Below are 23,357 nucleotides of genomic sequence, written 5' to 3' on the forward strand. Positions count from 1 at the left end.
GTCTCCTTCAAAAAATCATTGCATCAGCCCGGCAGTTGTGCCAAACCAAAAGGGGTGACGGGTTGACCGGGGTTTTGGGCTTGATCGCGGGCGGCCAAACGGCTGGCGCGCAACATGGGGCCCAGCGCCACCAGCACGACAAACAACAAATACATTTCAAAGTGGTAGACGAAGCTGTAGGCGGTGATGGGGGTGACCAGCACCTCACCCAACGCGCCCGACATGGCCAGTACCGAGACCCCGTCACGCAGCGCGCCACCGAACGCCATGGCCGCACCGGCGCTGGTGGCTTGCACGGCACCCCAAGTGCCCATGACCAAACCGGCCAAGTGACCGAGCGGGCTGCCGTCTTGCGCCATGCCCATCGCGGTGACCAGCATGCCCACCGAAAACAGACCGCCGCTGAAACCAATCAGGCCCACGCCGATGCGGAACATCCAAGCCGCCTGCAGCGGACCCGAAAAAATCACCATGGCAAATGCGGGCAAGCCCAACACAATGCCTAAGCTTGCCAAGCGGCAGGCATGCAAGCCACCGACAAGCCAACGCGCCGACAAGAGAAAAGCCAACAAGGCCCCGCCCGCGCTCAGCGCCGTCAAGGCGCTGGTCATGCCCACATCGAGCTTCAGAATTTCGGCCGCATAGGGCTCGAGCACGATGTCTTGCATGTTGAAAGCGAAGGTGCCCAAGGCCAGGGTCCACAAGAAGCGGCGCATCTGTGGCTGGGCCATCAGATCGCGCCAGCTGTTGGCAAAGCCACCGGCTTCGCGTTGTCCACGCTTGGCACTGCGGGCCTCTTGCTTCCAAAGCGAAGCGAGGTTCATCACCGCCACCATCACCGCGCAGCCCTGTACCAGCTGGATCAGTTTTTGCGGGCTGAAGTCATGGAGCACCCAACCAAACACGGTGCTGCTGACGATCATGCCCACCAGCAGCATGCTGTAGAGCAAGGCCACCACGCGGGGGCGTTTGTCGTCGCTGGCCAGGTCGTGCGCCAGCGCCATGCCCGCGGTTTGGGTGACCTGGATGCCCGCACCCACCAGCACAAAGGCCAGGCATGCGCCAATTTGCCCCACCCACAGGTTGGCGCTCTCAGGCTCAGACAGCAGCAGCAAAGCAAACGGCATGATGGACAGGCCACCAAACAGCAGCAGCGTGCCCGTCCAGAGGTAGGGAATGCGCCGCAGACCCAGCGCCGAGGGGTGTGTGTCGCTGCCGTACCCAATCAGTGTGCGCAGCGGGGCAAACACCATGGGGATGGCCACCGCCAGTGCCACCCACCAGGCAGGCACTTGCAACTCCACAATCATCACCCGGTTGAGCGTGCCCACCAACAGCGCGGTGACCATGCCAATCGCCACTTGGAACAACGACAGGCGCAGCAAGCGCGCCATGGGCAGTTCAGGCGACGCCGCATCGGCAAACGGCATGAAGCGTGTGCCGTAGGCGCTGAGCCAGCGGGGGACCGGGATGTGCAGTTTCATGAACGTGTCCACTCCCACGCTTGTGAGGTGTAAAACCCACGGGCCACGCGCTGCATGCGCGCGCCTTGCCAATGGTGCAAATGGGTGTGACCTTGCATGCGACGCAGCAAGTCGGCATGCGCCACCGGCGACAGCGACGGCGAGCGGTCGCTGCGCGGAAACAGTCGGCCTGCGCGGTGCATCAAAGCCAACAGCGGCGTGCGTGGCGCGAAGGTGAAAGCCATGGAGGTGCGTGTGCGTTGCGCCAAACCGGCCAAGGCTTGGGCAATTTGGTCGCTGTCGTAATGGATGAGCGAGTCCATGCACACCACGTGGTCAAACTCGCCCAGCTCAGGGCTGAGCATGTCGCCCGACAAAAACTGCACCGAGCCAGGCAGGTGCGGGTGCTCGGCGGCCATGCGCTCGGCGGCCAGCTTGACCAGCGTGGGCGACAGGTCGATGGCCACCACCTCAGCACCGCGCAGCGCGGCTTGCAGGGCCAGCGCGCCAGTGCCGCAGCCGGCATCGAGCACGCGCAGACCGTGCATGTCTTGCGGCAGCCACGACAGCAGTGTTTCGCGCATGGTGTCGCGCCCGGCGCGCACCGTGGCACGGATGCGCCCCACGGGCTCGTTCGACGTCAGGCGGGCCCAGGCGTCGGCGGCTGTGCGGTCGAAGTAGTGTTCGATTTGGCTGCGACGTTGTTCGTAGGCGGTGGTGTTCATGGTGTGTTTCTCATGGACGAATTTCAGTCAAAACCCAGCAGGTCAAAAATGTCGCGGTCTTTCATGGGCACCGAGGGCAGGGGGTCTGAACCCAGCCACAGCGAGGCGGCCAAGCGCATGTACTCGTCTTGCACGGCTTGCACGGCGGGGCTGGGGTCAAGCTCGAACAGCGTGCACTTTTTGAGACGGCTCTTGCGGATTTCGTCGAGCATGGGGAAATGCGCCATGGTCTTGAGGCCCACCACCGCGTTGTATTTGTCGATTTGGTCGGTCGCATCGCTGCGGTTGGCGATCACGCCCCCTAAGCGCACGTTGTAGTTTTTGGCTTTGGCACCGATGGCTTGGACGATGCGGTTCATCGCGAAGATTGAGTCAAAGTCGTTGGCGGTCACGATGAGGGCGCGGTCGGCGTGTTGCAGCGGTGCGGCAAAGCCGCCGCAGACCACATCGCCGAGCACGTCAAAGATCACCACATCGGTGTCTTCGAGCAGGTGGTGTTCTTTGAGCAGCTTGACGGTCTGGCCCACCACATAGCCGCCACATCCCGTGCCTGCGGGCGGGCCCCCGGCTTCAACGCACATCACGCCGTTGTAGCCCTTGAAGACAAAGTCATCGAGGCGCAACTCTTCAGCATGGAAGTCCACAGTTTCGAGCGCATCGATCACCGTGGGCATGAGTTTTTTGGTCAGGGTGAAGGTGGAGTCGTGCTTGGGGTCGCAGCCGATTTGCAGCACCCGTTTGCCCAGTTTGCTGAAGGCCACCGACAGGTTGGACGAGGTGGTGCTTTTGCCAATGCCGCCCTTGCCATAAATGGCAAACACCTTGGCGTTGCCGATCTTGACGGAGGGGTCCATCTGAACCTGCACGCTGCCCTCGCCGTCGGCTCCTCGGCTGCGCGGGATGCTTTGCACCGGGATGCTGGTGGTTTCGATCATGCTGGGAGTCCTTCGTGTATGCCTTCAAGGCGGTCTTCAAGTTCTTCACCCGCCCGCAGCAGGGCGGATAGGGTTTCGGCGTCGGGTTGCCAGTACTGGCGGCGTGTGGCTTCCACCAAGCGGTTGGCCAATTTGGCCGAGGCAGTGGGGTTGAGCTGGGCCATGCGTTCGCGCATGGCCGGGTCGAGCACAAAGGTTTGGGCCAGTTGCTGGTAGACCCAGGGTTGAACCTGTCCGGTGGTGGCGGACCAACCCATGGTGTTGGTGAGGTGGGCTTCGATTTGGCGCACGCCCTCGTAGCCGTGTTGCAACATGCTTTCGTGCCACTTGGGGTTGAGCATGCGGCTGCGGGTTTCCAGTGCCACTTGTTCTGTCAGGCTGCGCACCACACCCTCGCCTTGGGTTTGGTCGCCAATGAAGACCGGTGGGGCTTCGGCAGCGTTGCCGTCACGCTGGTGCTTGGCTTGCAGCACAGCGCGGCTGATGCCACCCAAGGTGTCAAAGTAGGTGTCGATGCTGGTCACGCCCAGCTCCACCGAGTCCAGGTTTTGGTAGGTGAGCGACACGCTGGCCAAGGCGCTTTGCAGCACGGCGGTGTTGCGCACGGGGCGGCCTTCACGGCCATAGGCAAAGCCTTTGCGTTGGGTGAAGGCGTCGCCCAGTTCGTTTTCGTTGTCCCAGCAACTGCTGTCGATCAGGTGGTTGATGTTGGTGCCATAGGCCCCTTCGGTGTTGCCAAAGACGCGCAGCGAGGCACATTCCAGCGTGCTGCCTTCGTGCTCGGCCATGAAGGCCAGTGCGTGCTTGCGGATGAAGTTTTGTTCAGCGGGCTCGTCGGCACCGGCGGCCAGGAAAGAGGCTTCAGCCAGCAGGCGGATTTGCATGGGCAGCAAGTCGCGGAAGATGCCCGACAGGGTGATGACCACGTCAATGCGTGGGCGTCCAAGCTGGGCCAACGGCACCAGGCTGGCCCCGGCCAAACGACCGTAGCTGTCAAAGCGCGGTGCGGCCCCCATCAAGGCCAGGGCTTGGGCCAATGGGCCGCCTTCGGTCTTGAGGTTGTCGGTGCCCCACAGCACCATGGCCACGGTTTCTGGCAAGGCTTGGTGGTCTTGTGCATAGCGGGCCAACAGCTTGTCGGCCTGACGCTGGCCGTCGAGCACAGCAAAGGCCGAGGGCATGCGAAACGGGTCCAGGCCATGCAGGTTGCGTCCTGTGGGCAACACGTCGGGGTTGCGAATCAAGTCGCCGCCGGGTGCGGGCTGCAAGTAGCGGCCATCCAGTGCGCGCATGAGGCCTTGCATTTCGTGGTCTTCGCCCAGCAGTCGGTTGGTGCGCACCAGTTGGCGCAGTGATTCGGCTTGCACGGTGTCATGGGTGGACAGGCTGGCGCTGAGCTCGGCTTCGCTGGCCCCATCGACCAAAGCCTCCATCAAGTCGCTGTGGCTGTCGTGTTGTGTCAAGCCCATGGCGTCGGCCATGACCTTGAGGGTTTGCAGCCGCTGGGTGCGGGTGGGCGCTTGGCCCATGACGTGCAGACCCTCGGGGATGAGGGCGTATTCAAGCTCCAGCAATTGGTGTTGCAGCGACTCGATCCAGTGGGCGTTGTCGGTGTCTGATGCAGGGTTGAAGGCGGCGGGCACAGCCAGGTCGATGCCCTTGGCTTGCGCGTGGATCAGCTCGACGAGGCTGCTGCGGTCTTGGGCCTGATCGGGGCCCATTTGTTGCCAGCGCTCCATGGACTGTTGCAGGCTGACGAGTTCTTTGTACAGCCCTGAATGGGTCAGCGAGGGGGTGAGGTAGCTCACCAAGGTGGCGGCGCCCCGGCGTTTGGCCAGTGCGCCCTCAGACGGGTTGTTGGCGGCATACAGGTAGACATTGGGCAGCGCGCCAATCAGGCGGTCAGGCCAGCATTGGGCCGACAAACCGGTTTGTTTGCCAGGCATGAATTCGAGGGCACCGTGGGTGCCAAAGTGCAGCACCGCATCGGCGGCATAGTCGTCGCGCAGGTAGCGGTAAAACGCGCTGAAGGCGTGGGTCGGGGCGCAGCCGGTTTCAAACAACAAGCGCATCGGGTCACCTTCATAGCCAAAGCCCGGTTGCACGGTGACTACCACCTGACCAAAGGCCGCGCCCAAGATGAACAGCGACTGCCCGTTGGTCAGGTGCTTGCCGGGCGCCGGGCCCCACTGGGCTTCGATCTCAGACAGCCAGCGTTCGTGGCGCACATGGTGGTTGGTGTCCATGGCATGCAGCACATTGGCTTGGGTGCCGTATTGGCTGGCATTGCCTTGCAGCAAGCGCTCGCGCAAGTCGTCCACGCTGTCGGGCAAGTCGACCTTGTAGCCTTCGACAGACAGGCGCTGCAAGGTGTTAAAGAGCGACTGGAACACCGACAAATATGCGGCTGTGCCCACGCTGCCCGCATTGGGCGGGAAGTTGAACAACACGATGGCCAATTTGCGCTCTGCACGCGGTTTGTTGCGCAGGCCCACCAAGCGCTCTACGCGTGCGCTGAGCATCTCGGTGCGTTCGGTGCAGGTGAACATGTCTTGGCTGCGTGGGCCGCTGGGGAAGGTGCAGTGTTTGTCGCAGCCGGTGCAGGTTTGCCCAGCAGGGCCCGGGCGTCCGCCGTAGACCATGGGCAAGATGGAGCCGTCGAGTTCAGGAATGGCCACCATGATGGTGTTTTCCACGGGCAGCAGGCCGCGTGTGGAGCCGCCCCATTGTTCGATGGACTGGAACTCCAGCGGGTGTGCGGCGATGTAGGGCACATCGAGTTCGCTCAAGGCCACTTCGGCGGCGCTGGCGTCGTTGTAGGCAGGTCCTCCGACCAGTGAGAAGCCCGTGAGTGAGACGAGGGACTGGATGTTCGCCGCGCCGCCTTGTTTGAAAAAGCGGTCCATGGCGGGGCGCGCATCCAAGCCACTGGCAAAGGCCGGAATCACGCGCAGACCACGCGCTTGCAGCGAGGTGATGACGGCGTCGTAATGCGCGGTGTTGCCCGCCAGCAGGTAAGAGCGCAGCAACAGCAGGCCCACCGCAGGCTGATCTTTGCGACCATGGCCTGGCAAGTCGCTCAGGTGTTCGCTGATGCGAGGTTTCATCTGGGGGTGGTACAGGCCCACCTCGGGGTATTCGATGGGGTCTTCGGGTTGGGCCAGAGCGCGCAAAGGCTCGCGTGGTCCTTGGGCATAACGGTGCACCAGGGTTTTGACCAAGTTTTCAATGTTGTGTTCAGAGCCCGCCAGCCAATAGCGCATGGTCAAAAAGAACAGGCGCAAATCTTGTGCCGTGCCGGGGATGAAGCGCAGCAGCTTGGGCAGGCGGCGCAGCATGGCCATCTGTTTGGCCCCTGCGTTCGAGGGTGCGCCTGTGTCTTCGCCGGTTTCTTTGTTTTTGGCGCTGGGGCGCAGTTTTTTGAGCAAGGCCATGAGACCGCTGGACTCGCGGCCCATGACCAACTTGCCCATGCGTGTGAGTTGCGTCACCTGTGGCGCCGACATGATGCAGACCATGGCATCGCAAGCGGCGCGGCGCGCCTGCAGGGCGTCGAGCACGGGCAGGAAATGGTCTTCCATGAACAGCATGGTGACGACCACGATGTCGGCTTGCGCAATGGCGCTCAGGCACGTGGCCAAGGCGCTGTCACTGTCTCGCCAGGCCGATGCGCTGTGCATTTGCAAGTGCAGGCCCGGCACGTCTGTGGCCAGCCGCTCTGCGGCATGGTGGGCGGCGCTGGCCAAGTGGCTGTCCATGGTCAGCAACACCACGTTCATGCGTGGTGTGTTTGCCTGGGCCTGCTTAGCGGCTGAAATGGGCTTTGGCATCGTAGAGCGTCTCCACGGTGATGGTGGCAACACCCAGGTCCTGGGCGAATCGTTCGGTGTTGCGACGCGCTTTGCCGCGCACAAAGAACGGAATTTTTCCCAGCTCCTTCTCGGCCTCGATGCTCCAGGTGGCTTGGTTAGAAGCTGCTTGGGTGGGCAGGGCACTGGCAGGTGAGCTGGTTGGCGAGCTGGGTGGCTTGGGCGTGCTGGGTTCGCTGGGCGTCAGCGCTGCGGGTGTTTGGGGTGAAGCGGGTTGGGCAGCGCTGATGTCTGCTGCGGGGCGGGTGCTGCCCAGGTGCGAGGGGGCAGCGCCGGCGTGGAACTCAAAGTCTTCGCGGAACATGCCGATCAGGTGTTCTTCCAGCCCCATCATCAGCGGGTGCACCCAGGTGTCAAACAACACATTGGCACCTTCGAAACCCATTTGTGGGGCGTAGCGGGCGGGAAAGTCTTGCACATGCACGGGGGCCGAAATCACGGCACACGGAATGCCTTGGCGCTTGGCAATGTGGCGCTCCATTTGCGTGCCCAAAATCAGCTCGGGTTGCAGCGCTTGAATTTGGTCTTCGACTTCGAGGTAGTCGTCGGTGATCAGCGCTTCGATGCCCAGTGCCTTGGCGCAGTCGCGCACCTCGCGTGCGAATTCGCGGCTGTAGGTGCCCAAGCCCACCACCTCAAAGCCCATTTCTTGGCTGGCGATGCGCGCGGCAGCCACCGCATGCGTGGCGTCGCCGAAGATGTACACGCGCTTGCCAGTCAGGTAAGTCGAATCGACCGACTTGGCGTACCAGGTGGCGTGTGCGTTTTCAGGGTCTTGTGCAGGCTGAGTCAAGCCGGTGAGGGCGCAGACCTCGGCGATGAAGTCGCGGGTGGCGCGGCTGCCCAAGGGCACGGTTTTGGTGAAGGGCTGGTCAAACTGACGCTGCAACCACTGCGCGGCGCTGAGGCCGATTTCGGGGTAGAGCACCACGTTGAAATCGGCATTGGCCAATTGCTGGATGTCGGCCACGCTGGCGTTGAGCGGTGCCACCACAGACACATCGACACCGAGCTGGTTGAGCAGCTGGGTGATTTCTTTGACATCGTCACGGTGGCGAAACCCCAGGGCGCTGGGGCCCAAGATGTTGCAGCTGGGCCGGGCCTTGGGCTGACGCTCGGTGGGCTTGTGCACCAGGTGCCGGCAGAGTTGGTAGAAGGTTTCGCTCGCACCCCAGTTTTCTTTGCGCTGGTAAGAAGGCAGCTCCAGCGCCACCACGGGAATGGGCAGTTGCAGTGCCTGGGCCAAGCCACCCGGGTCGTCTTGGATCAGCTCGGCGGTGCAAGACGAGCCCACCAGCATGGCCGCAGGCTTGAAGCGTGCCACGGCCTTTCGGGCGGCGTCTTTGAAGAGTTCGGCGGTGTCTCCCCCGAGGTCACGCGCCTGAAATGTGGTGTAGGTCACGGGCGGGCGGCGTGGCAGCCGCTCAATCATGGTGAACAGCAAGTCGGCGTAGGTGTCGCCTTGCGGCGCGTGCAGCACGTAGTGCACATCGCGCATGGCGGTGGCCACGCGCATCGCGCCCACGTGGGGTGGGCCTTCATATGTCCAGAGCGTCAGTTGCATGGTGTGTTCCTGCGCTTTCAGGCCGCCAGCTTGGTGCGGCGTTTGAGTGGGCGGCTGAACAGACCTGCCAGATCGGCGGCTTGTTCATAACCTTGGATGGGCGTGAAGACCAACTCGATGGCCCACTTGGTGGTGATGCCTTGGGCTTCGAGGGGGTTGGCGAGGCCGAGGCCACAGACCACCAGATCGGGGGCATCGGCCAGACAGCGCTCGAGTTGGCGGTCCACGTCTTGGCCTTCACTGATGCGGGTGCCTTGGGGGAGCCAAGCCAACTCAGGCGCCATGTGTTGGCGATGCAGGTAAGGGGTGCCCACTTCCACCAAGTCCATGCCCAGTTCGCGGTGCACGAAGCGCGCCAGCGGGATTTCGAGTTGTGAGTCGGGGAAGAAAAAGATGCGTTGGCCTTGCAAGACCTGGCGCTGCACAGCCAAGGCTTTTTCGGCCCGCTGGCGTGGCGCGGCGGTGGCATTTTCAAACATCTCAGGGGCCACGCCAAATGCACTGGCAGCGGCTTGCAGCCACGCGGTGGTGCCTTCAACGCCCAAAGGGAAAGGCGCTGGCAGGTGCTGCGCGCCGTGTGATTGCAAAGCCCGCGCGGTGTCGGCCAAAAAGGGTTGAGCCAGCAAGAAGCGGGTGTTGGGCCCCACTGTTGGCATGGCTTGGCTGTTGCGCGGTGGGAAAAAGTTGACTTGCAAGCGCATGCGTTCGAGCAGGCTGCGCAGCTGGTCTTCGACCACATCGGCCAAGGTGCCTACGACCATCAGCGCGGGGGCTGTCGACGTGTCATTGCGCAGGCCTGGCACCATGGCGGCCAGACAAGCGTCTTCGCCTTGGGTGAAGGTGGTTTCGATGCCGCTGCCCGAGTAGTTCAGCACGCGCACTTTGGGGTGATGGATTTGGTTTTGCCGTTCAGCGGCACGCGAGAGGTCCAGCTTGATGACCTCTGAAGGGCAAGAACCGATCAGAAACAACAAGCGAATGTCAGGGCGGCGCGCCAACAGTTGGTTGACCACGCGGTCGAGTTCTTCGTGCACATCGGCCAGACCTGCTAAGTCACGCTCGTCGATGATGGCCGTGCCAAACCGAGGCTCGGCAAAGATCATCACCCCCGCAGCCGACTGAATCAGGTGCGCGCAGGTGCGCGAGCCCACCACCAAAAAGAAAGCGTCTTGTATTTTTCGGTGCAGCCAGATGATGCCGGTGAGTCCACAAAAGACCTCACGTTGGCCGCGTTCCACCAAAGGGGTGACGTCGGTGCAGCCCGTGGTTTCCGTGCGGATTGGAATGACGCTGCTCATGTGCTGGCCTGTGCACCCGACAAGGGCGAATTGGAATGATTTTTTTGCAGCCGCGCCATGCGCAGCTTGCGGATGTATTGCGCGGCGTTGATGCCGTAGCTCACGTAGGCGGTCAGGGCCAACAACAATTGCTCAGTGGGGTTCCACAGGCCTTGCCACCAGACCCACAGGTAAGCCGTGTGCAGAGCCAGCACACCCATGCTGACCACGTCTTCCCAGAAGAAGGCGGGCGCAAACAGGTATTGACCAAAGACCACTTTTTCCCAAATGGCACCGGTGACCATGATGGCGTAGAGAACCAGCGTCTTGACCACCACCGAACCCAAAGCCCAATCGGTGTGTTGGCCCGTTTGCAGGCTGTGCAGCACGAGGTAGAGGCTGATCAGAAATACCAAAAATTGAACGGGTGCCAACACGCCTTGCACCAGCGTCCAAGCGGTCGCGTCACGCCGGGCGCGTTGCGCTGGCGTGTACAAAAGCGAGGCGGCTGAAACGGACATGCAATACCTTGTCTGATGGCTATCTTTGGAAAGAATGTATGCCTCGATATGCAGTGTGTCAACATAAATTGACATTAATTTAGTGTTTTAGGGTTTACACCAAATAGAAATGAGAAGAATCAAATCAAACTTCAGCATGTATTTGGTTAAGGCATTGCTTGCCTTGCTGGATATGACTCTTGCGACGCGTACTCTGATCGGTTGGAGCCTGCCGCTGGTGTATCCCTTTCATGATTGGTGTTTGTCATGGCTCAGCAATTCAATTTCGACAGCGCACAGCCCACAGTCTTGGAGCCTGGGTTGACCGCTCACTTGCCTGAAGCGTTACGAAGAGACGTGCCGATAGGTCCGCGCTTGGTAGGAGGCACATCTTTCAACGGCAAATTGGCGCTGGATGGGGCGCAGGTTCATCTCTTGGCGCAAGCCTGTTTGCAGGGCTTGGATGCGGCACGACAGGTGGTGTTTGGCTGGCAAAGGCAGGGGCAATCGCTGGCTGATATCTATGTGCGGGGCATTACCCCGTGCGCCCGTTTGATCGGTGAATGGTGGACAGCGGACCGATTGGATTTTGCGATGACGACCATCGTTTCAACGCATTTGCAACAGCTGTTGCATGACTTCAGCGCCGAGTTTTTGCAAGAGGCATCGCCTCAGCGTCATGGCTTGAGCGTACTTTTGTTGACCGAGCCTGGGGCCCAGCACAGCATGGGCTTGTTCATGCTGAGCGAATTTTTCAAGCTTGAGGGTTGTGCGGTGACTTTGGGTGTACCCCAGGATGTGGCTGAATTCAAGCGTCTGTTTCAGTCCGATTGGTTTGATGCGGTGGGGGTGTCCATCAGCACCGATCGACATTTGGGCACCTTGGCCGCTTTGTTGCCGCAACTCAAGGACTGTTCGTTGAATCCGAGTATGCATATGTTTTTGGGCGGCCCCATGGCCATGCGCGAACCTGCCCGCTTGAAGTCAATTGCCGCAGACGTGGTGGCCGAAGATGCACCTACAGCCGTAAAATGGATCACGCAATGCATGCATTTAGCCTCTTTCAAGGTGTGATGAAGTGCAACTTGTATTTATTTGTATTTCAAATCCAACGCGGTTGACCATAAGGCACTTTATAAGCCTATACTTACATGACAAATTCAGGTGTCAACTTTCTGATACCTGAACACCCATGGTTTACAGTATGAAGCTTGGTTCGTTGGACCCGTCAACCTTTTCCCAATTGCTGGGTGTTGTGTCGGACATCACCTTGGTCATGGATGCACAAGGTGTGATTGAAGACGTGTCGACGGGACGCGACAAGCTTGCCTCCTTGGGGTGCCAAGCTTGGATCGGCCGACGCTGGATGGACACCGTCACCAGCGAAAGCCGCATCAAAATTCAAGAGATGTTGCAATCTCAGGACGCCTCCAATGTGATGCGCTGGCGGCATGTGAATCACATTTCCCCTTTGGGCAATGAAATCGCCTTGCAGTACGTGGTGGTGCCCTTGGGTGCGGGTCAATTGTTGGCCATCGGCCGTGACTTGGAAAGTCTGGCCGAACTCCAGCGTCGCTTGGTAGAAACCCAGCAATCCATGGAGCGTGACTATTTGCGCTTGCGCCATATCGAGGCGCGTTATCGCGTCTTGTTTGACACCTCGCCTGAGGCTGTGTTGGTGGTCGACGCGAACACCCAGAGGGTGTTGGAGGCCAATTTGGGCGCCCAATCGCTGCTCAAAGATGCGGGGAAGCGCCTCGTCGGTCGCGACGTGCGCGAATGCTTTGAAGCAGACAGCCAGGGTGAAGTGCAGTCTTTGTTGCGCATGGCTCTGGCCACAGGACGCATCGAAATGTGCGCCGCCCGTGTGGCGGGGCTGACAGCCCCTTGGACTGTGTCTGCCACGGTGTTTCGCCAAGAGGGAGGGGCGCAGTTTCTGGTGCGCTTGGTGACCCGAGAGGCCGCCCCTGAACTACGCCACGACTCGCATTCTTCTGCGGTGCTCAGTGAGGCCATGGCGCATTTTCCCGACGGTTGGTTGCTTACCGACACCTCAGGCGCGATCAAAAGCGTCAACGACGAAGGCATGGCCTTGTTAGGTCTGACCGCTTCTTCTCAGGTGGTGGGGCAGAGCTTAGAGCGTTGGTTGATAAGGGGGGCGGTGGATTGGGGGGTGCTCAATACCAGTTTGCGTCAGCAGTTGCCTGTGCGCAATTTCGCCACCGAGGTGCGAACCCTCTCGGGAATGACCTTGCCAGTTGAGGTCTCGGCCGTTTATTTGGCCCACCCCGAGCCCATGTACGCGTTCTTTGTGCGTGACATGGACCGCAGGCTGCCCGCAGGTCCATCGATGGCGAAAAACCTGGTCAACCCATTTGCCGAATTGTCCCAACTGGTGGGGCGCCGTCCGATCAAGGACATTGTGGGTGAGACGGTGGACACCATTGAGCGCATGTGCATTGAAGCTGCCCTAGAGCTGACCCACAACAACCGTGCTTCGGCGGCGGAAATGTTGGGTCTGTCCCGCCAAAGCCTCTATGTCAAGCTGCGTCGATTTGGCATGGTTGCCGAAGTCGAAATTGACAACTCCTAGCGAGAACTCTCTGATCTTGATCGTAGGTGTCAACTCTAGTTGACATTTCTAAATGTCCTATCAAAATGCAGATATGGACACCCCGCCTCTTGCTTTTGATGCAGCTCGCACCCGCCCTACGCTGGGCACGGTAGCCGAACTTCTCAAGCCCATCACCTGGTTCCCGCCCATGTGGGCTTTTGCTTGTGGCGTGGTGGCATCCGGTCAGAGCCTGAGTGCTCATTGGGGCTTGCTGCTGTTAGGCCTTGTACTCACAGGCCCTTTGGTATGTGCCAGTAGCCAAGCTGTCAACGACTGGTTTGACCGCCATGTCGACGCCATCAACGAACCTCACCGGCCCATCCCTTCGGGCCGCATGCCTGGGCGCTGGGGATTGGGGATTGCCGTGGGCTGGACGCTGCTGTCTTTGCTCTGGGCCACGCTCATGGGGCCTTGGGGTTTTGCCGCCTGCGGGTTGGCAATTGCTTTGTCGTGGGCCTACAGCGCGCCCCCTGTTCGCCTGAAAAACAACGGTTGGTGGGGTAACGCGGCTTGTGCGCTGAGCTACGAAGGGCTGGCCTGGTTGACCGGAACAGCGGTGATGCTGGGGGGGGCTTGGCCGGGGCCGCATGCTTTGGCGCTGGCTCTTCTCTACAGCATTGGTGCGCACGGCATCATGACGCTCAACGATTTCAAGGCCATTGAAGGTGATCGCCGCATGGGCATTGCATCACTGCCGGTGCAGTTAGGCGCGGTAGGCGCAGCGCGTGTGGCTTGTGTGTTCATGGGGCTGGCGCAGGTCGCGGTAGCACTGTTTTTGTGGTTTTGGCAACTGCCTTGGCATGGTGTTGCGGTGCTGGCACTGGCGTTGGCCCAGTGGCCACTGATGGCCAAATTTATGCAACAACCGGTTGAGCGTGCCTTGCAAGTCAGTGCTTTGGGGGTGCCTATGTTTGTCAGTGGCATGATGGTCAGCGCTTGGGGTCTGCGCCAACTCCAACCCTTGCAACAACTTCTGGAGGTTGCATGAGCACGCCGTATTTCGGTTGGTTTCAGATCGTCCGCCTGGGTCTGATTCAGGCGTGTTTGGGGGCTGTGGTGGTGGTCACCACCTCCACGCTCAACCGCATCATGGTGGTCGAGCTGGCGCTGCCTGCTTTGTTGCCTGGTTTTTTGGTGGCTTGGCATTACGCTGTGCAAATCGTGCGCCCGCGCATGGGCTTTGGTGCCGACAAGGGAAGACGCTGCACGCCGTGGATGATGGGCGGGATGTTGGTGCTGGGCGTGGGCGGTGTGATGGCTGCATCGGCCACCGTGTGGATGGCTATGCAACCGTTGTATGGCGCTTTGCTGGCCATGCTGTCCTTCAGCCTGATTGGACTAGGGGTGAGCGCTTGCGGCACGTCGTTACTGGCTTTGATGGCCAAGCAAGTGCCCGAAGACCAGCGCGCACCCGCCGCCACCACGGTCTGGATGATGATGATTCTGGGCTTTGCCATCACTGCGGGTGTGGTGGGCAAGCTGATTGATCCTTACAGCCCACAGGTGTTGTTGCAAGTCTCGGCGGGATTGAGTGTCTTGACCGCCTTGATCACGGCTATTTGTTTGTGGGGGCTGGAGAAGACTGTTGAGCCGGTTCAGCCTGCCTCCCCCCATGGAGCGAGCGAGCCTGTGGAAAAACAGAACTTCAACCAAGCTTTGCAGGAAGTGTGGCGTGAGCCTGCCGCGCGTAGGTTCACCGTGTTTGTGTTCATGTCCATGCTGGCATACAGCGCGCAAGATCTGATTCTTGAGCCCTTTGCGGGGGCCGTTCATGGGTTCTCTCCGGGCCAAACTACGCAGTTGTCTGGCTGGCATCACATGGGCGTATTGATTGGCATGTTGGCTGTGGCGGGCGCTGGGTCACGTCGGGTGGCTGGACGACTCGGCTCTGTACAGGATTGGATGGTGGGAGGGTGCCTGCTGTCGGCATTGGCCACTGTGGGCTTGTGCAGCTCGTCCCTGGCAGTGGGCTGGCCGCTGCGGGCGAATGTGGTGTTTTTGGGAGTGGCCAACGGTGCGTTTTCAATCGCCGCCATTGCCACCATGATGCGTCTAGCCGGTGAGGGCGGGCCCGGGCGCGAGGGGACGCGCATGGGCTTGTGGGGGGCGGCGCAGGCCGCAGCCTTTGGCTTGGGTGGTTTGCTGGGTACAGCGGCAAGTGACTTGGCCCACGCCTTGCTCGGAGAACAACGAACGGCCTATGCGGCCGTATTTGGCATGCAAGCGCTGATGTTTGCTCTGTCGGCTGCACTGGCTTGGGGCCTGCGCAACGGTGCTGCAAAACGCGAGCCTTTGCGATTTGGTCCGGTTTTTTTGCTGAAAGGCAGGTCTCGCTCATGAAGCATACCAACTACGATTTTGTTGTGGTGGGCGGCGGCCCATCGGGTGCCACGGCTGCACACGATTTAGTACGTCAAGGCTGGCGCGTCTTGCTGATTGACCGTCAGGGACGTACCAAACCCTGCGGCGGTGCGATTCCACCTCGGTTGATCAAGGACTTCGACATTCCGGACCACCTGCTGGTGGCCAAGGTGCGTTGTGCGCGCATGATCTCGCCAGCCAACAACAAAGTGGACATTCCGATCGACAACGGCTTTGTTGGCATGGTGGACCGCGACGAATTTGATGAGTTTTTGCGCGTGCGCGCCGCTCAAGCGGGCGCAGAGCGTTGCCGGGCCATCTTTGACAAGATCGAGCACGACGACAGCGGCCAATTGTGGGTGCACTACACCCCGGTCACCTCTAAAGAACATGCAGCCAGCGAACACGCCAGGTCGGTCAGAGTCAGCACGCGCATGGTGGTGGGGGCTGATGGTGCCCGCTCAGAAGTGGCGCGCCAAGCCATTCCCAATGCGCATAAAACCAAATACGTGTTCGCGTACCACGAGATCATCGAGTCGCCTGTGGGGCAACCTGGTTATGACGCAGCGCGCTGTGACGTGTATTACCAAGGCGAGGTCTCGCCCGATTTTTACGGCTGGGTGTTTCCACATGGCAAGACCATGAGTGTGGGCATGGGCAGTGCCGACAAAGGTTATTCGCTGCGCAGTGCCACGGCGCGCCTTCGTGAGATGGCAGGACTGACCCAAGCACCCACCTTGCGTCGTGAGGGCGCACCCATCCCACTCAAGCCTTTGCCGCAATGGGACAACGGACGCGATGTGGTGGTGGTGGGTGATGCCGCGGGTGTGGTGGCACCGTCTTCGGGCGAGGGTATTTATTACGCGATGGACTGCGCCAGGCGCGTCGCCAAAGCAGCACACGAGGCCTTGAAAACAGGCAACAGCGCCTGCCTCAAAGAAGGCCGAAAGAGCTTCATGAAGCAGCATGGCCGCGTGTTCTGGATCTTGGGGGTGATGCAGTACTTTTGGTACCAAAACGACCGCCGTCGCGAGAAGTTCGTCAAAATCTGTGAGGACCGTGATGTACAGCGCTTGACCTTCGAGTCTTACATGAACAAAGAACTTGCCCGTAAAGACCCGATGGCGCATGTGCGCATCTTCATCAAGGACATGGCCCACTTGCTGGGCTTGGCACGCACTTAGTGGCGCGTCGGGGTCGGCTCGGTTAGGGGGCCCCGGTGCTTACCTGTTTCTGGCGACAATGCAGAGATGAATCGACAAGCCTTCTTTCGTCTCTTTCTGGCCGTGGTGTTGAGCTACACCACCGCAGGCATTGGTGGGGCCCTGACGGATTTAGGGCCTTGGTACTACAGCTTGCGTCAACCCGACTGGAAGCCGCCAGACGCTGCCTTTGGCGTGATTTGGACCACGATCTTCACCTTGTGTGCCATCAGCGGTTGGCTGGCGTGGCAAGCGGCCAACACCCGTGCGCTTCGCCTTCGTGTGGTCATCTTGTTTGGCATCAACGCGGTGCTCAACATGGTGTGGAGTGCGCTCTATTTCAAACTCCAGCGCCCGGATTGGGCAATGGTTGAGGTGGTGTTTTTATGGCTCTCGATCGGGGCCCTGATCGTGGGTTTGTGGCGCTTGTCGCGCTTGGCCAGTGGGTTGTTGATCCCCTACTGGGTGTGGGTCTCGGTTGCGTCAGTGCTGAACCTGCAAACCATCTACCTCAATGGCCCATTCGGCACTTTTTCCTGATTTAACAGGGCGGTTAAAAGGGTAAACCCTTGATGGTTTGGCCTCTCTAGGGTTTGTCAGGCTTGATCGACAGGGCTAAAAAAATTACAAACCCATCTACAGCTGCGGACCGGAATGCTATGTTGCTGGCGGATTAACGCCCCGGTTTTTACCTTCCCCAGGGTAACGCGCACATGCTGCTAGGAACGCGTATGTCTGAGTTCAACGGCTTGGGTGGTCACTCGAATGGTTACAAACCGACCCGAAGTCTGGAGGAGGATTGCAAAGAATCTCTTCTGGCGGTGATCGAAAAGCAGATCATTCCGCGCCTGCTCAATGTTCAGCAATTCTTCACAGGCAAATCCAAAGCATTGGATGACTCGGGCTTTATTGCTGCGCAGCCTGAATACGAAGCCTTCACGCAGTCTTGCTTGAAAGGTGATTCACCCACCGCCAATGGCATCGTTGATACGCTGATGGCGAAAGGTTTGTCACAAGAGCAAATTTTTCTGGAACTGATCACACCCGCCGCCCGGCAATTGGGTGTTTTGTGGGAGCAAGACCTGTGTGACTTCACGCAAGTGACTTGCGGCCTAGCGATCATGCACCAGACGATTTACCGGCTGGGCTACGAGTCGCCAGCAAGACCTCGCGAAGACGGTGATACCGAACGGATCATGCTGGCTTGCGCGCCTGGGTCCCAGCATTTTTTGGGGCTGACCATCGTGGCTGACTTTTTCCGTAAGTCCGGGGCCGAGGTGGTGCTGGAAATCTCATCCACAGAATCGGAGTTGCTGCGCGCGGTTGCCAACGAGTGGTTTGATGTGGTTGGCATTTCGGTCGCCCTGGAGGTGCAATTGCAGGCCTTGCCCGCATTGATTCAACACATCAGGGAAAGCTCGGGGAATCCCAAAGTTCGTGTGGTGCTCGGCGGCCCCATTTTTTTGCTCAAAGAATTCAGCCCCCAAACTTTGGGTGCCGATGCCATCTTCACCGATGCACGAGAAGCCGTGGGGGCTGTCAGGCGTTTGGTTCGTGGCGCATAAATCCCTGGGTTAACAGTTGGCAGCTTGCTGACATCCAGGTGTTCATGTGGAGGTGCTCCATGTCATGACGAGTTGCGCCGTGCCGACGGGGTCCTGCTCGTGTGCCAGATGCCCCAGTGCAGTTTGCATCACCAACTTTGCTTGCGGCAAGCGCAGGCTGGCTTCATGGGCCATGGTGGGGGGAACCGTCTGGTCTTGGCTTCCTATCGCCATGAACACGGGGTTGCGGATGTTGTGCAAGCGTGCGGCCAGCGGCTTGAGCTGCCAAGCTGCCATCATCGACAACACACCGTGAACATGGCCAGAGTTCCTGAGCACGCTGCGGTAGAGCTCAATGCCTTGCACATCCAATGTGGAGCCGGTGCGCTCAATCCAACGCGCCACGGCACCTTCTTGGGCAGCCATTTTGGCGGTGGCCCAGGCCGACAGCGGGTTGAGTTGGGCCAGTTTGGCGGCAGGTCCAAACAGCCATGAGGACATGCCGGGCAATGGCAACCACGCCGGGTTGAGCCCGATCAGGGTGCTGTGCGCCAAGCTGGCGTGGCTGAGCACCATGTGTGCCCCAATCGCGGCACCCGCTGAATGGCCGACGATCACCTGAGGTGTGAGGTTGAGTTGCCGCATCAAGGCACGCAGGCCTTCGCTCATGCCAGGCAGAGACAGGGAGCCTTCAGGTCCACGACTCGAAAAAGCGTGGCCGGGCAGGTCGGGCGCAATCACCGTGAAGTGCTCAGCCAACAAGGGCAGCAGGCCTCGCCAACTGAAGTTGCCCGATCCTGTGCCGTGCAACAGCAGCATGCAGGGGCCCTGTCCCAGCATTTGCACATGCCAGTGGATGGCACCCGCTTGCACAAAGCGGCTGTGCTGGGCATGTGGCCAAGTGCCCCGGTGCGCAGCCCATGCCATGCCGGGGTAGAAGCTTTCGTACATGATCGTTCAGGTCGTTTGAAGCAAGCGTGTGCGCCGTCGCAAGCTCAACTTGCCCCCGTGCGAAGACTGTCCATCGCGTTGGCCATCCGCTGCGCCTGCACGTGCGGCATGGGCAGGTAGCCTGCACCCAGCGTGGCGGCCAGCTGTTGCGCTTGCGCGTCGGGCTGCATGCTGGTGTCGATCCACAAGGCGCGGTGACCGCTGCGTTGCCATTGCTGAGCCCAGAGCTGGGCATCGGCCTGAGCCTGGGCGCGACCACCCAGGCCTTGCAAGGTGACGTTGGCGCGGCCATCGCTGAGCACCACCAGTATCGGCGTGACACCTTGACGCTGCAATTGCAAAGCCTGCTCATGGGCCATCTTGAGCGCCAGTGCCAGCGGTGTGCCGCCGCCCCCAGGCAAGCCCGTCATGGCCCTCTTGGCGCGCACCAAGGAGCGCGTGGCTGGCAGCAGCAGTTGCGCTTGGGCGCCCCGAAAAGCCACGATGCACACGCTGTCGCGGCGCGCGTACGACTGTTGCAACAGCAGCTCGACCGCGCCTTTGGCTTCGGCCAAGCGCTGTAGCGCAGCAGAGCCCGAGGCGTCCAGCGCCAAGATCACGCAACTTGATGCGCGCTGCTGGTAGCGCTGAATGTGAAAGTCCTCGGCCCGGATGAGCACGCGGCTTCGATGGGGGGCTGGCAGGTCAGCCTGGTGCGAGGCGACGCTGCCCGTCTGGCGCAAACGTTGGCGCGGCGCGGCGGCCCGCAAGGTGGCGAGCACATGCAAGCGCGCATGCCCACCCGGTCGTCCCGGGCGAGGCGGCAGGGGCCTGCCGCGCTGTTTGCCGGCCCGCGTTTGGCCGCTGCGGCCCGAGGTGTTGCTTTGACGCGCACGGTTTTGTGCGGCCAAGGCATCCAGCATGTGCGGTGGCAAGCTGGCCAGAGCCGCCGCCACCATCATCTCTTGCAGGTCTTCGGCGCTGGGTTCGGGGGGCGTCGCCTCAGACTCGGGCGGCGAATCCGGCGGTGAATCTGGGGGCGACTCTTGGGCCGATTCAGGGGGCGAGTCTTGCGGCAATTCGGGGGCTGGGTCGGGCTCTTGGGCCTTCGGAGGCGGTGGCTCTGCCTCGGTGTTTTCTTCGGGTGGCGGCGGGTCAGACAGCGCATCGTCTGAAGGCTCGCTGGGCCACTGGGTGGCGCGTGGGGCCAACACACAACGGGCGGCAAAGCCGAGGTCTTCGTCGTCGAGGGTGCTGCGGCCGTTCACGGCCGCATGGGCACAGGCCACGCGCAAAGCCAGACTCGGTGCACGCAGGGAGCCTATCCCTAAGGCCATGGCCGAAGCACACAGCGCTTGCAGTTGTGCGTCGCTGGCTTGAATGTGAAGCAGGCGCTCGCGTGCTTGCGTCAGGGCCAGGGGGCTGAGCCGGATGTGCAGCGCATCTTCAAGGTCACCTGGCTCACCGTTGACGCTATCGGACAGTCCTAGGTCGATGTCTGAGAGCGAGAGCGCTTGCAAGTCGAGCCAAAGGCCCAGACGCTCCATCAGCGCAGCCCCCAAGCCGGGTTCATCGGGCAACGACTCGTCGAGTGCCACCACGCCAAAGCGGCTGGTGCTGGCTTGGGTGTGGTGGTGTGTGGCCGGCACTTGGTGGGTGTCGAGTGCCTGGACCAAGGGTGCCAACAGGGACGGGGGCAGGCGCTCGGCCATGGGCAGGCAGACCAGACCTTGGTCTGCTTGCTGGAGCAAACCGGCTTGCATGCGCAACTGACCGGTTTGCAGGGTGTGGGCCAAGTCAATGCCACCCAGCAGCCGTTCGGCATCGGCGGAGCCTGGAACTTTGACCAGCGGCAGTCCCAGACTTGCCAGCGCGCTGAGCCATCGGTCACGCACCGGGCCATGTGGCGCACGCAGACACACTCCGCCAAAGCCCTGCGGGTCGAGTTGCAAAATTTGCAAACTGAGCAAGGCATCGTGCCAAGCGTTCAGGGGCTCGGCAGGGGGGAGGTGGTCGCGCTTCATGGCCAGCCCGCAGACTCAGGCCGCCAGCACTTCTTGCAAACTGCGCTGCACGCGGGTGCCAGAGTCGGTGTCGTCCAGCGGGTTGCGTCGTAGCCGATGGCGCAGGGCCAAAGGCGCCATGCTTTGCAGGTGTTGGGCTTGAACGCTGGACTGACCTTGCAGCGCGGCAAAGGCCCGCGTGGCTCTGAGCAAGGTGAGCTCGGCGCGTAGGCCATCGGTGCCCAGTTGTTGGCACAGCCGTGCACACAGCATCAACATGTCGTCGCTCACGGTGACTTGGGCCAAACGTTCACGCGCTTTGACAATGCGTTTTTGCAGCTTTTGGTTGTCTTTGTGCCAGTGCGCTTTGAATGCGCTGGGGTCTCTTTCAAATTCGTCACGGCGTTTGATGATCTCGACCCGCAGCGCCAAGTCTTGTGGCGTGCGCACCTGCACCGACAGGCCAAAGCGGTCGAGCAACTGGGGGCGCAGTTCGCCTTCTTCGGGGTTGCCGCTGCCGACCAACACAAAGCGCGCGGGGTGACGCACGCTCAGGCCTTCGCGCTCGACTAGGTTTTCGCCCGAGGCGGCCACATCAATCAGCAGGTCGACCAAGTGGTCGTCCAACAGATTGACTTCGTCGATGTACAAAAAGCCCCGGTGAGCTTGTGCCAGCAAGCCCGGCGAGAACTGCTTGATGCCTTGGGACAAGGCTTTTTCCAGGTCCAGCGCGCCGACCACGCGGTCTTCGGTGGCACCCAAAGGCAGGTCTACCACGGCCACCGCTTGGCGCTCCACCACGGTTTTGACTTTCGGGTCTTTGGCCTGGCACACGGGGCAAGCTTGGGCGGGTTGGCCCGGATCGCAGCGGTAGGGGCAGCCTTTGACCACCTGGATAGGTGGCAGCAAGTCGGCCAGCGCGCGCACCGCGGTGGATTTGCCGGTGCCACGGTCACCCAGCACCAGCACGCCACCGATGGAAGGGTCGACCGCCACCACTTGGATGGCGAGTGTCATTTCGTCTTGACCGACGATGGCCGCAAAAGGAAAGGTCAATGCCATGGGGCGTTCCGCAAAGCTGTTTTCAAGTCATCATCCAAAAGAGAGTCTCAAGTGTCAAGTTAAATTTACACTTGTTGAAGTGTCAGAGTTGGTTTTGTCGGATTTTTGAGCATCATGTTCGGGTTTTAGCCCATAGCGAGCTGCCAGTGCCCAGACATGAGCCGGCAGCATGTTTTTGATTCGCGCCGGGGCTTCGCGACGCAGATGCAAGATCGATTCGATCGCCTTCATCTCGATGCGCGCGCGTGCAAACTCCAAACCGCGCGGCCCCACCCGGGGCATGAGCCAGTTGACCAGCGGCTTGATCCAAGCAGGCATGCGACGCAGTGGCAGTCCCCCGGCAGCGCGTTCGGTGTTGGCCATGAAGCCGCGCACCGGCCCCTCGCGACGGCCTTTGCTGATGGGCACGCTGGTGATGAGTTGCGTGCTGAGGCCATCGAGCATGGCCTGACCGCGGGCGTTGCGCACCAACACCCATTGCTGGCCATGTCCGCCCATGTAGCCCACCGTGATGTCCGACAGCACATTGGTGTAGTCCACGCAAGTGCGGCAGGTGAGGGGAAAGAAGTCTGGCGGGAGGGTGGACAAGGGCAGGTTCAAAAACGGAATCAGGCGCTTGTCGCCTTGGTCGGTGCGCACTTCCACCTTGTAATCGGCGCGGAACTCGACATAGCTGATGTCTTGCGGTCGGTCCGAGATCAAGCCAAGAAACTGGTGGAAGTTCTCCGTGGTGGTGTTGTCTGAGCAAGGTGTGCCAATGACGAACAGCTCTTTCAAACCCTGCTCACGCTCGAGTTGCGCTTGGATGGCCCGCAGTGCGTAAATTTGGCAGGGAATGCCAATCACCGCCAAGCGTTTGTGGCCTTGGGCCAGGGCCGGTTCGACCAAACTCAGCAAGGGCGCATAGCCCATCCGCATGCCCCGGCATTGCTGCATGTCTTGGGCGCGTGTGACCAGCACCGGGCGCGGACGCCAGCGGTCGTTGGGGTCGGCTGCCATGGCGATCACCGCGTCCACCAATCCCTGCTCAAGCAGCACCTCGGCCAGCCGGGTGGTGATGCCCGTCCATTGCGCACCCTCTGAGGGTGACTTCATGCGGGCACTCAGGATCTGCTGGTAGGGGCCAAAGAACAGCTCGTCAGACTGCGCTGTGTGTTCGGCGGTGGTTTGCTGGCGCTGGCGACCGTGGACCTGTGTCTCCAAGCCAGGGTAGTTGGGCTGAATGAATTGGCAGGCTTGGCCGCAGCGCTTGGGGTCGTCGGTGCGCGACAAGCCGCAGTCTGTGCAGAGCCTCCGGCTGGGGGCTGT

Annotated in this window: 18 protein-coding genes; 7 read left to right on the top strand and 11 right to left on the bottom strand. The window is 60.9% G+C overall.

The features are described from left to right. Nucleotides 1–23 precede the first annotated feature (23 nt). Genes B9Z39_RS01450 through bchF form a run of 7 tightly spaced genes read right to left on the bottom strand, consistent with a single transcriptional unit; the run spans nt 24 to nt 10,354 of the window. A complete protein-coding gene (locus B9Z39_RS01450) occupies nt 24–1,484 on the bottom strand; it encodes a BCD family MFS transporter (protein WP_100146150.1) in 1,461 nt (486 codons plus the stop codon). Further along, the gene (gene bchM, locus B9Z39_RS01455; RefSeq protein WP_108300469.1) at nt 1,481–2,188 is read right to left on the bottom strand and encodes a magnesium protoporphyrin IX methyltransferase; all 708 of its coding nucleotides are present in this window, start codon (nt 2,186–2,188) and stop codon (nt 1,481–1,483) included. Before bchM ends, B9Z39_RS01450 begins: the two co-directional genes overlap by 4 nt. Before the next feature lie 23 nt (nt 2,189–2,211). Next, nucleotides 2,212–3,123 carry a ferredoxin:protochlorophyllide reductase (ATP-dependent) iron-sulfur ATP-binding protein gene (gene bchL, locus B9Z39_RS01460; RefSeq protein WP_100146148.1) on the bottom strand — a complete coding sequence of 304 codons (912 nt, stop codon included), beginning with the start codon at nt 3,121–3,123 and terminating at the stop codon, nt 2,212–2,214. Next, on the bottom strand, nt 3,120–6,953 hold the full coding sequence (locus B9Z39_RS01465; RefSeq protein WP_108300470.1) for a magnesium chelatase subunit H: 3,834 nt from the start codon (nt 6,951–6,953) through the stop codon (nt 3,120–3,122). The genes bchL and B9Z39_RS01465 overlap by 4 nt, the downstream gene beginning before the upstream one ends. After that, entirely contained in the window at nt 6,928–8,556 is a 1,629-nt protein-coding gene (bchB, locus tag B9Z39_RS01470; protein ID WP_108300471.1) for a ferredoxin:protochlorophyllide reductase (ATP-dependent) subunit B, read from the bottom strand. Before bchB ends, B9Z39_RS01465 begins: the two co-directional genes overlap by 26 nt. A 17-nt stretch (nt 8,557–8,573) precedes the next feature. Next, nucleotides 8,574–9,854 carry a ferredoxin:protochlorophyllide reductase (ATP-dependent) subunit N gene (locus B9Z39_RS01475; protein WP_108300472.1) on the bottom strand — a complete coding sequence of 427 codons (1,281 nt, stop codon included), beginning with the start codon at nt 9,852–9,854 and terminating at the stop codon, nt 8,574–8,576. After that, nucleotides 9,851–10,354, bottom strand: a complete 504-nt coding sequence (gene bchF / locus B9Z39_RS01480) for a 2-vinyl bacteriochlorophyllide hydratase (RefSeq protein ID WP_108300473.1) — start codon at nt 10,352–10,354, stop codon at nt 9,851–9,853. Before bchF ends, B9Z39_RS01475 begins: the two co-directional genes overlap by 4 nt. Before the next feature lie 246 nt (nt 10,355–10,600). Here bchF and B9Z39_RS01485 point away from each other — a divergent pair, with 246 nt between their 5' ends. From B9Z39_RS01485 to B9Z39_RS01515, 7 genes are all read left to right on the top strand, one after another. Further along, on the top strand, nt 10,601–11,407 hold the full coding sequence (locus B9Z39_RS01485) for a B12-binding domain-containing protein (RefSeq protein WP_233248890.1): 807 nt from the start codon (nt 10,601–10,603) through the stop codon (nt 11,405–11,407). 130 nt (nt 11,408–11,537) lie between these two features. Next, nucleotides 11,538–12,926 carry a transcriptional regulator PpsR gene (gene ppsR, locus B9Z39_RS01490; protein ID WP_108300474.1) on the top strand — a complete coding sequence of 463 codons (1,389 nt, stop codon included), beginning with the start codon at nt 11,538–11,540 and terminating at the stop codon, nt 12,924–12,926. Nucleotides 12,927–12,999: 73 nt separating this feature from the next. Further along, nucleotides 13,000–13,935, top strand: coding sequence for a chlorophyll synthase ChlG (gene chlG, locus B9Z39_RS01495; RefSeq protein ID WP_100146142.1), 936 nt, complete (start codon nt 13,000–13,002; stop codon nt 13,933–13,935). Beyond that, on the top strand, nt 13,932–15,287 hold the full coding sequence (locus B9Z39_RS01500; RefSeq protein WP_100146141.1) for a BCD family MFS transporter: 1,356 nt from the start codon (nt 13,932–13,934) through the stop codon (nt 15,285–15,287). Before chlG ends, B9Z39_RS01500 begins: the two co-directional genes overlap by 4 nt. After that, entirely contained in the window at nt 15,284–16,492 is a 1,209-nt protein-coding gene (locus B9Z39_RS01505) for a geranylgeranyl diphosphate reductase (RefSeq protein WP_100146140.1), read from the top strand. Before B9Z39_RS01500 ends, B9Z39_RS01505 begins: the two co-directional genes overlap by 4 nt. A gap of 66 nt (nt 16,493–16,558) precedes the next feature. Beyond that, a complete protein-coding gene (locus B9Z39_RS01510; RefSeq protein ID WP_100146139.1) occupies nt 16,559–17,050 on the top strand; it encodes a TspO/MBR family protein in 492 nt (163 codons plus the stop codon). 191 nt (nt 17,051–17,241) lie between these two features. Then, entirely contained in the window at nt 17,242–18,075 is an 834-nt protein-coding gene (locus tag B9Z39_RS01515) for a B12-binding domain-containing protein (protein WP_233202552.1), read from the top strand. 42 nt (nt 18,076–18,117) lie between these two features. On the opposite strand, the gene bchO is transcribed toward B9Z39_RS01515, so the two are convergent. Genes bchO through B9Z39_RS01535 form a run of 4 tightly spaced genes read right to left on the bottom strand, consistent with a single transcriptional unit; the run spans nt 18,118 to nt 23,321 of the window. Beyond that, complete coding sequence (gene bchO, locus B9Z39_RS01520) at nt 18,118–19,005, bottom strand: alpha/beta fold hydrolase BchO (RefSeq protein ID WP_100146137.1); 888 nt, start codon at nt 19,003–19,005, stop codon at nt 18,118–18,120. A 44-nt stretch (nt 19,006–19,049) separates the two neighbouring features. Continuing rightward, nucleotides 19,050–21,008 carry a VWA domain-containing protein gene (locus tag B9Z39_RS01525; RefSeq protein ID WP_100146136.1) on the bottom strand — a complete coding sequence of 653 codons (1,959 nt, stop codon included), beginning with the start codon at nt 21,006–21,008 and terminating at the stop codon, nt 19,050–19,052. Between the two features lie 15 nt (nt 21,009–21,023). After that, nucleotides 21,024–22,049 (bottom strand): magnesium chelatase ATPase subunit I, encoded by a 1,026-nt coding sequence (bchI, locus tag B9Z39_RS01530; protein WP_100146135.1) that lies wholly within the window; start codon nt 22,047–22,049, stop codon nt 21,024–21,026. A gap of 54 nt (nt 22,050–22,103) precedes the next feature. After that, nucleotides 22,104–23,321 (bottom strand): Coenzyme F420 hydrogenase/dehydrogenase, beta subunit C-terminal domain, encoded by a 1,218-nt coding sequence (locus B9Z39_RS01535; RefSeq protein ID WP_233202550.1) that lies wholly within the window; start codon nt 23,319–23,321, stop codon nt 22,104–22,106. Between the last annotated feature and the right edge of the window lie 36 nt (nt 23,322–23,357).

It is taken from the genome of Limnohabitans sp. JirII-29, from assembly GCF_003063395.1.
Lineage (GTDB): Bacteria > Pseudomonadota > Gammaproteobacteria > Burkholderiales > Burkholderiaceae_C > Limnohabitans.

What these genes read in the sequence shown, in the direction of transcription:
- chlG (WP_100146142.1), top strand. Translation starts at nt 13,000, where the DNA reads ATGGACACCCCGCCTCTTGCTTTTGATGCAGCTCGCACCCGCCCTACG.
- B9Z39_RS01515 (WP_233202552.1), top strand. Translation starts at nt 17,242, where the DNA reads ATGTCTGAGTTCAACGGCTTGGGTGGTCACTCGAATGGTTACAAACCG.
- bchI (WP_100146135.1), bottom strand. Translation starts at nt 22,049, where the DNA reads ATGGCATTGACCTTTCCTTTTGCGGCCATCGTCGGTCAAGACGAAATG.
- B9Z39_RS01505 (WP_100146140.1), top strand. Translation starts at nt 15,284, where the DNA reads ATGAAGCATACCAACTACGATTTTGTTGTGGTGGGCGGCGGCCCATCG.
- bchB (WP_108300471.1), bottom strand. Translation starts at nt 8,556, where the DNA reads ATGCAACTGACGCTCTGGACATATGAAGGCCCACCCCACGTGGGCGCG.
- B9Z39_RS01510 (WP_100146139.1), top strand. Translation starts at nt 16,559, where the DNA reads ATGAATCGACAAGCCTTCTTTCGTCTCTTTCTGGCCGTGGTGTTGAGC.
- B9Z39_RS01500 (WP_100146141.1), top strand. Translation starts at nt 13,932, where the DNA reads ATGAGCACGCCGTATTTCGGTTGGTTTCAGATCGTCCGCCTGGGTCTG.
- B9Z39_RS01525 (WP_100146136.1), bottom strand. Translation starts at nt 21,008, where the DNA reads ATGAAGCGCGACCACCTCCCCCCTGCCGAGCCCCTGAACGCTTGGCAC.
- bchF (WP_108300473.1), bottom strand. Translation starts at nt 10,354, where the DNA reads ATGTCCGTTTCAGCCGCCTCGCTTTTGTACACGCCAGCGCAACGCGCC.
- bchL (WP_100146148.1), bottom strand. Translation starts at nt 3,123, where the DNA reads ATGATCGAAACCACCAGCATCCCGGTGCAAAGCATCCCGCGCAGCCGA.
- bchO (WP_100146137.1), bottom strand. Translation starts at nt 19,005, where the DNA reads ATGTACGAAAGCTTCTACCCCGGCATGGCATGGGCTGCGCACCGGGGC.
- B9Z39_RS01450 (WP_100146150.1), bottom strand. Translation starts at nt 1,484, where the DNA reads ATGAAACTGCACATCCCGGTCCCCCGCTGGCTCAGCGCCTACGGCACA.
- bchM (WP_108300469.1), bottom strand. Translation starts at nt 2,188, where the DNA reads ATGAACACCACCGCCTACGAACAACGTCGCAGCCAAATCGAACACTAC.
- B9Z39_RS01475 (WP_108300472.1), bottom strand. Translation starts at nt 9,854, where the DNA reads ATGAGCAGCGTCATTCCAATCCGCACGGAAACCACGGGCTGCACCGAC.
- ppsR (WP_108300474.1), top strand. Translation starts at nt 11,538, where the DNA reads ATGAAGCTTGGTTCGTTGGACCCGTCAACCTTTTCCCAATTGCTGGGT.
- B9Z39_RS01485 (WP_233248890.1), top strand. Translation starts at nt 10,601, where the DNA reads ATGGCTCAGCAATTCAATTTCGACAGCGCACAGCCCACAGTCTTGGAG.
- B9Z39_RS01465 (WP_108300470.1), bottom strand. Translation starts at nt 6,953, where the DNA reads ATGCCAAAGCCCATTTCAGCCGCTAAGCAGGCCCAGGCAAACACACCA.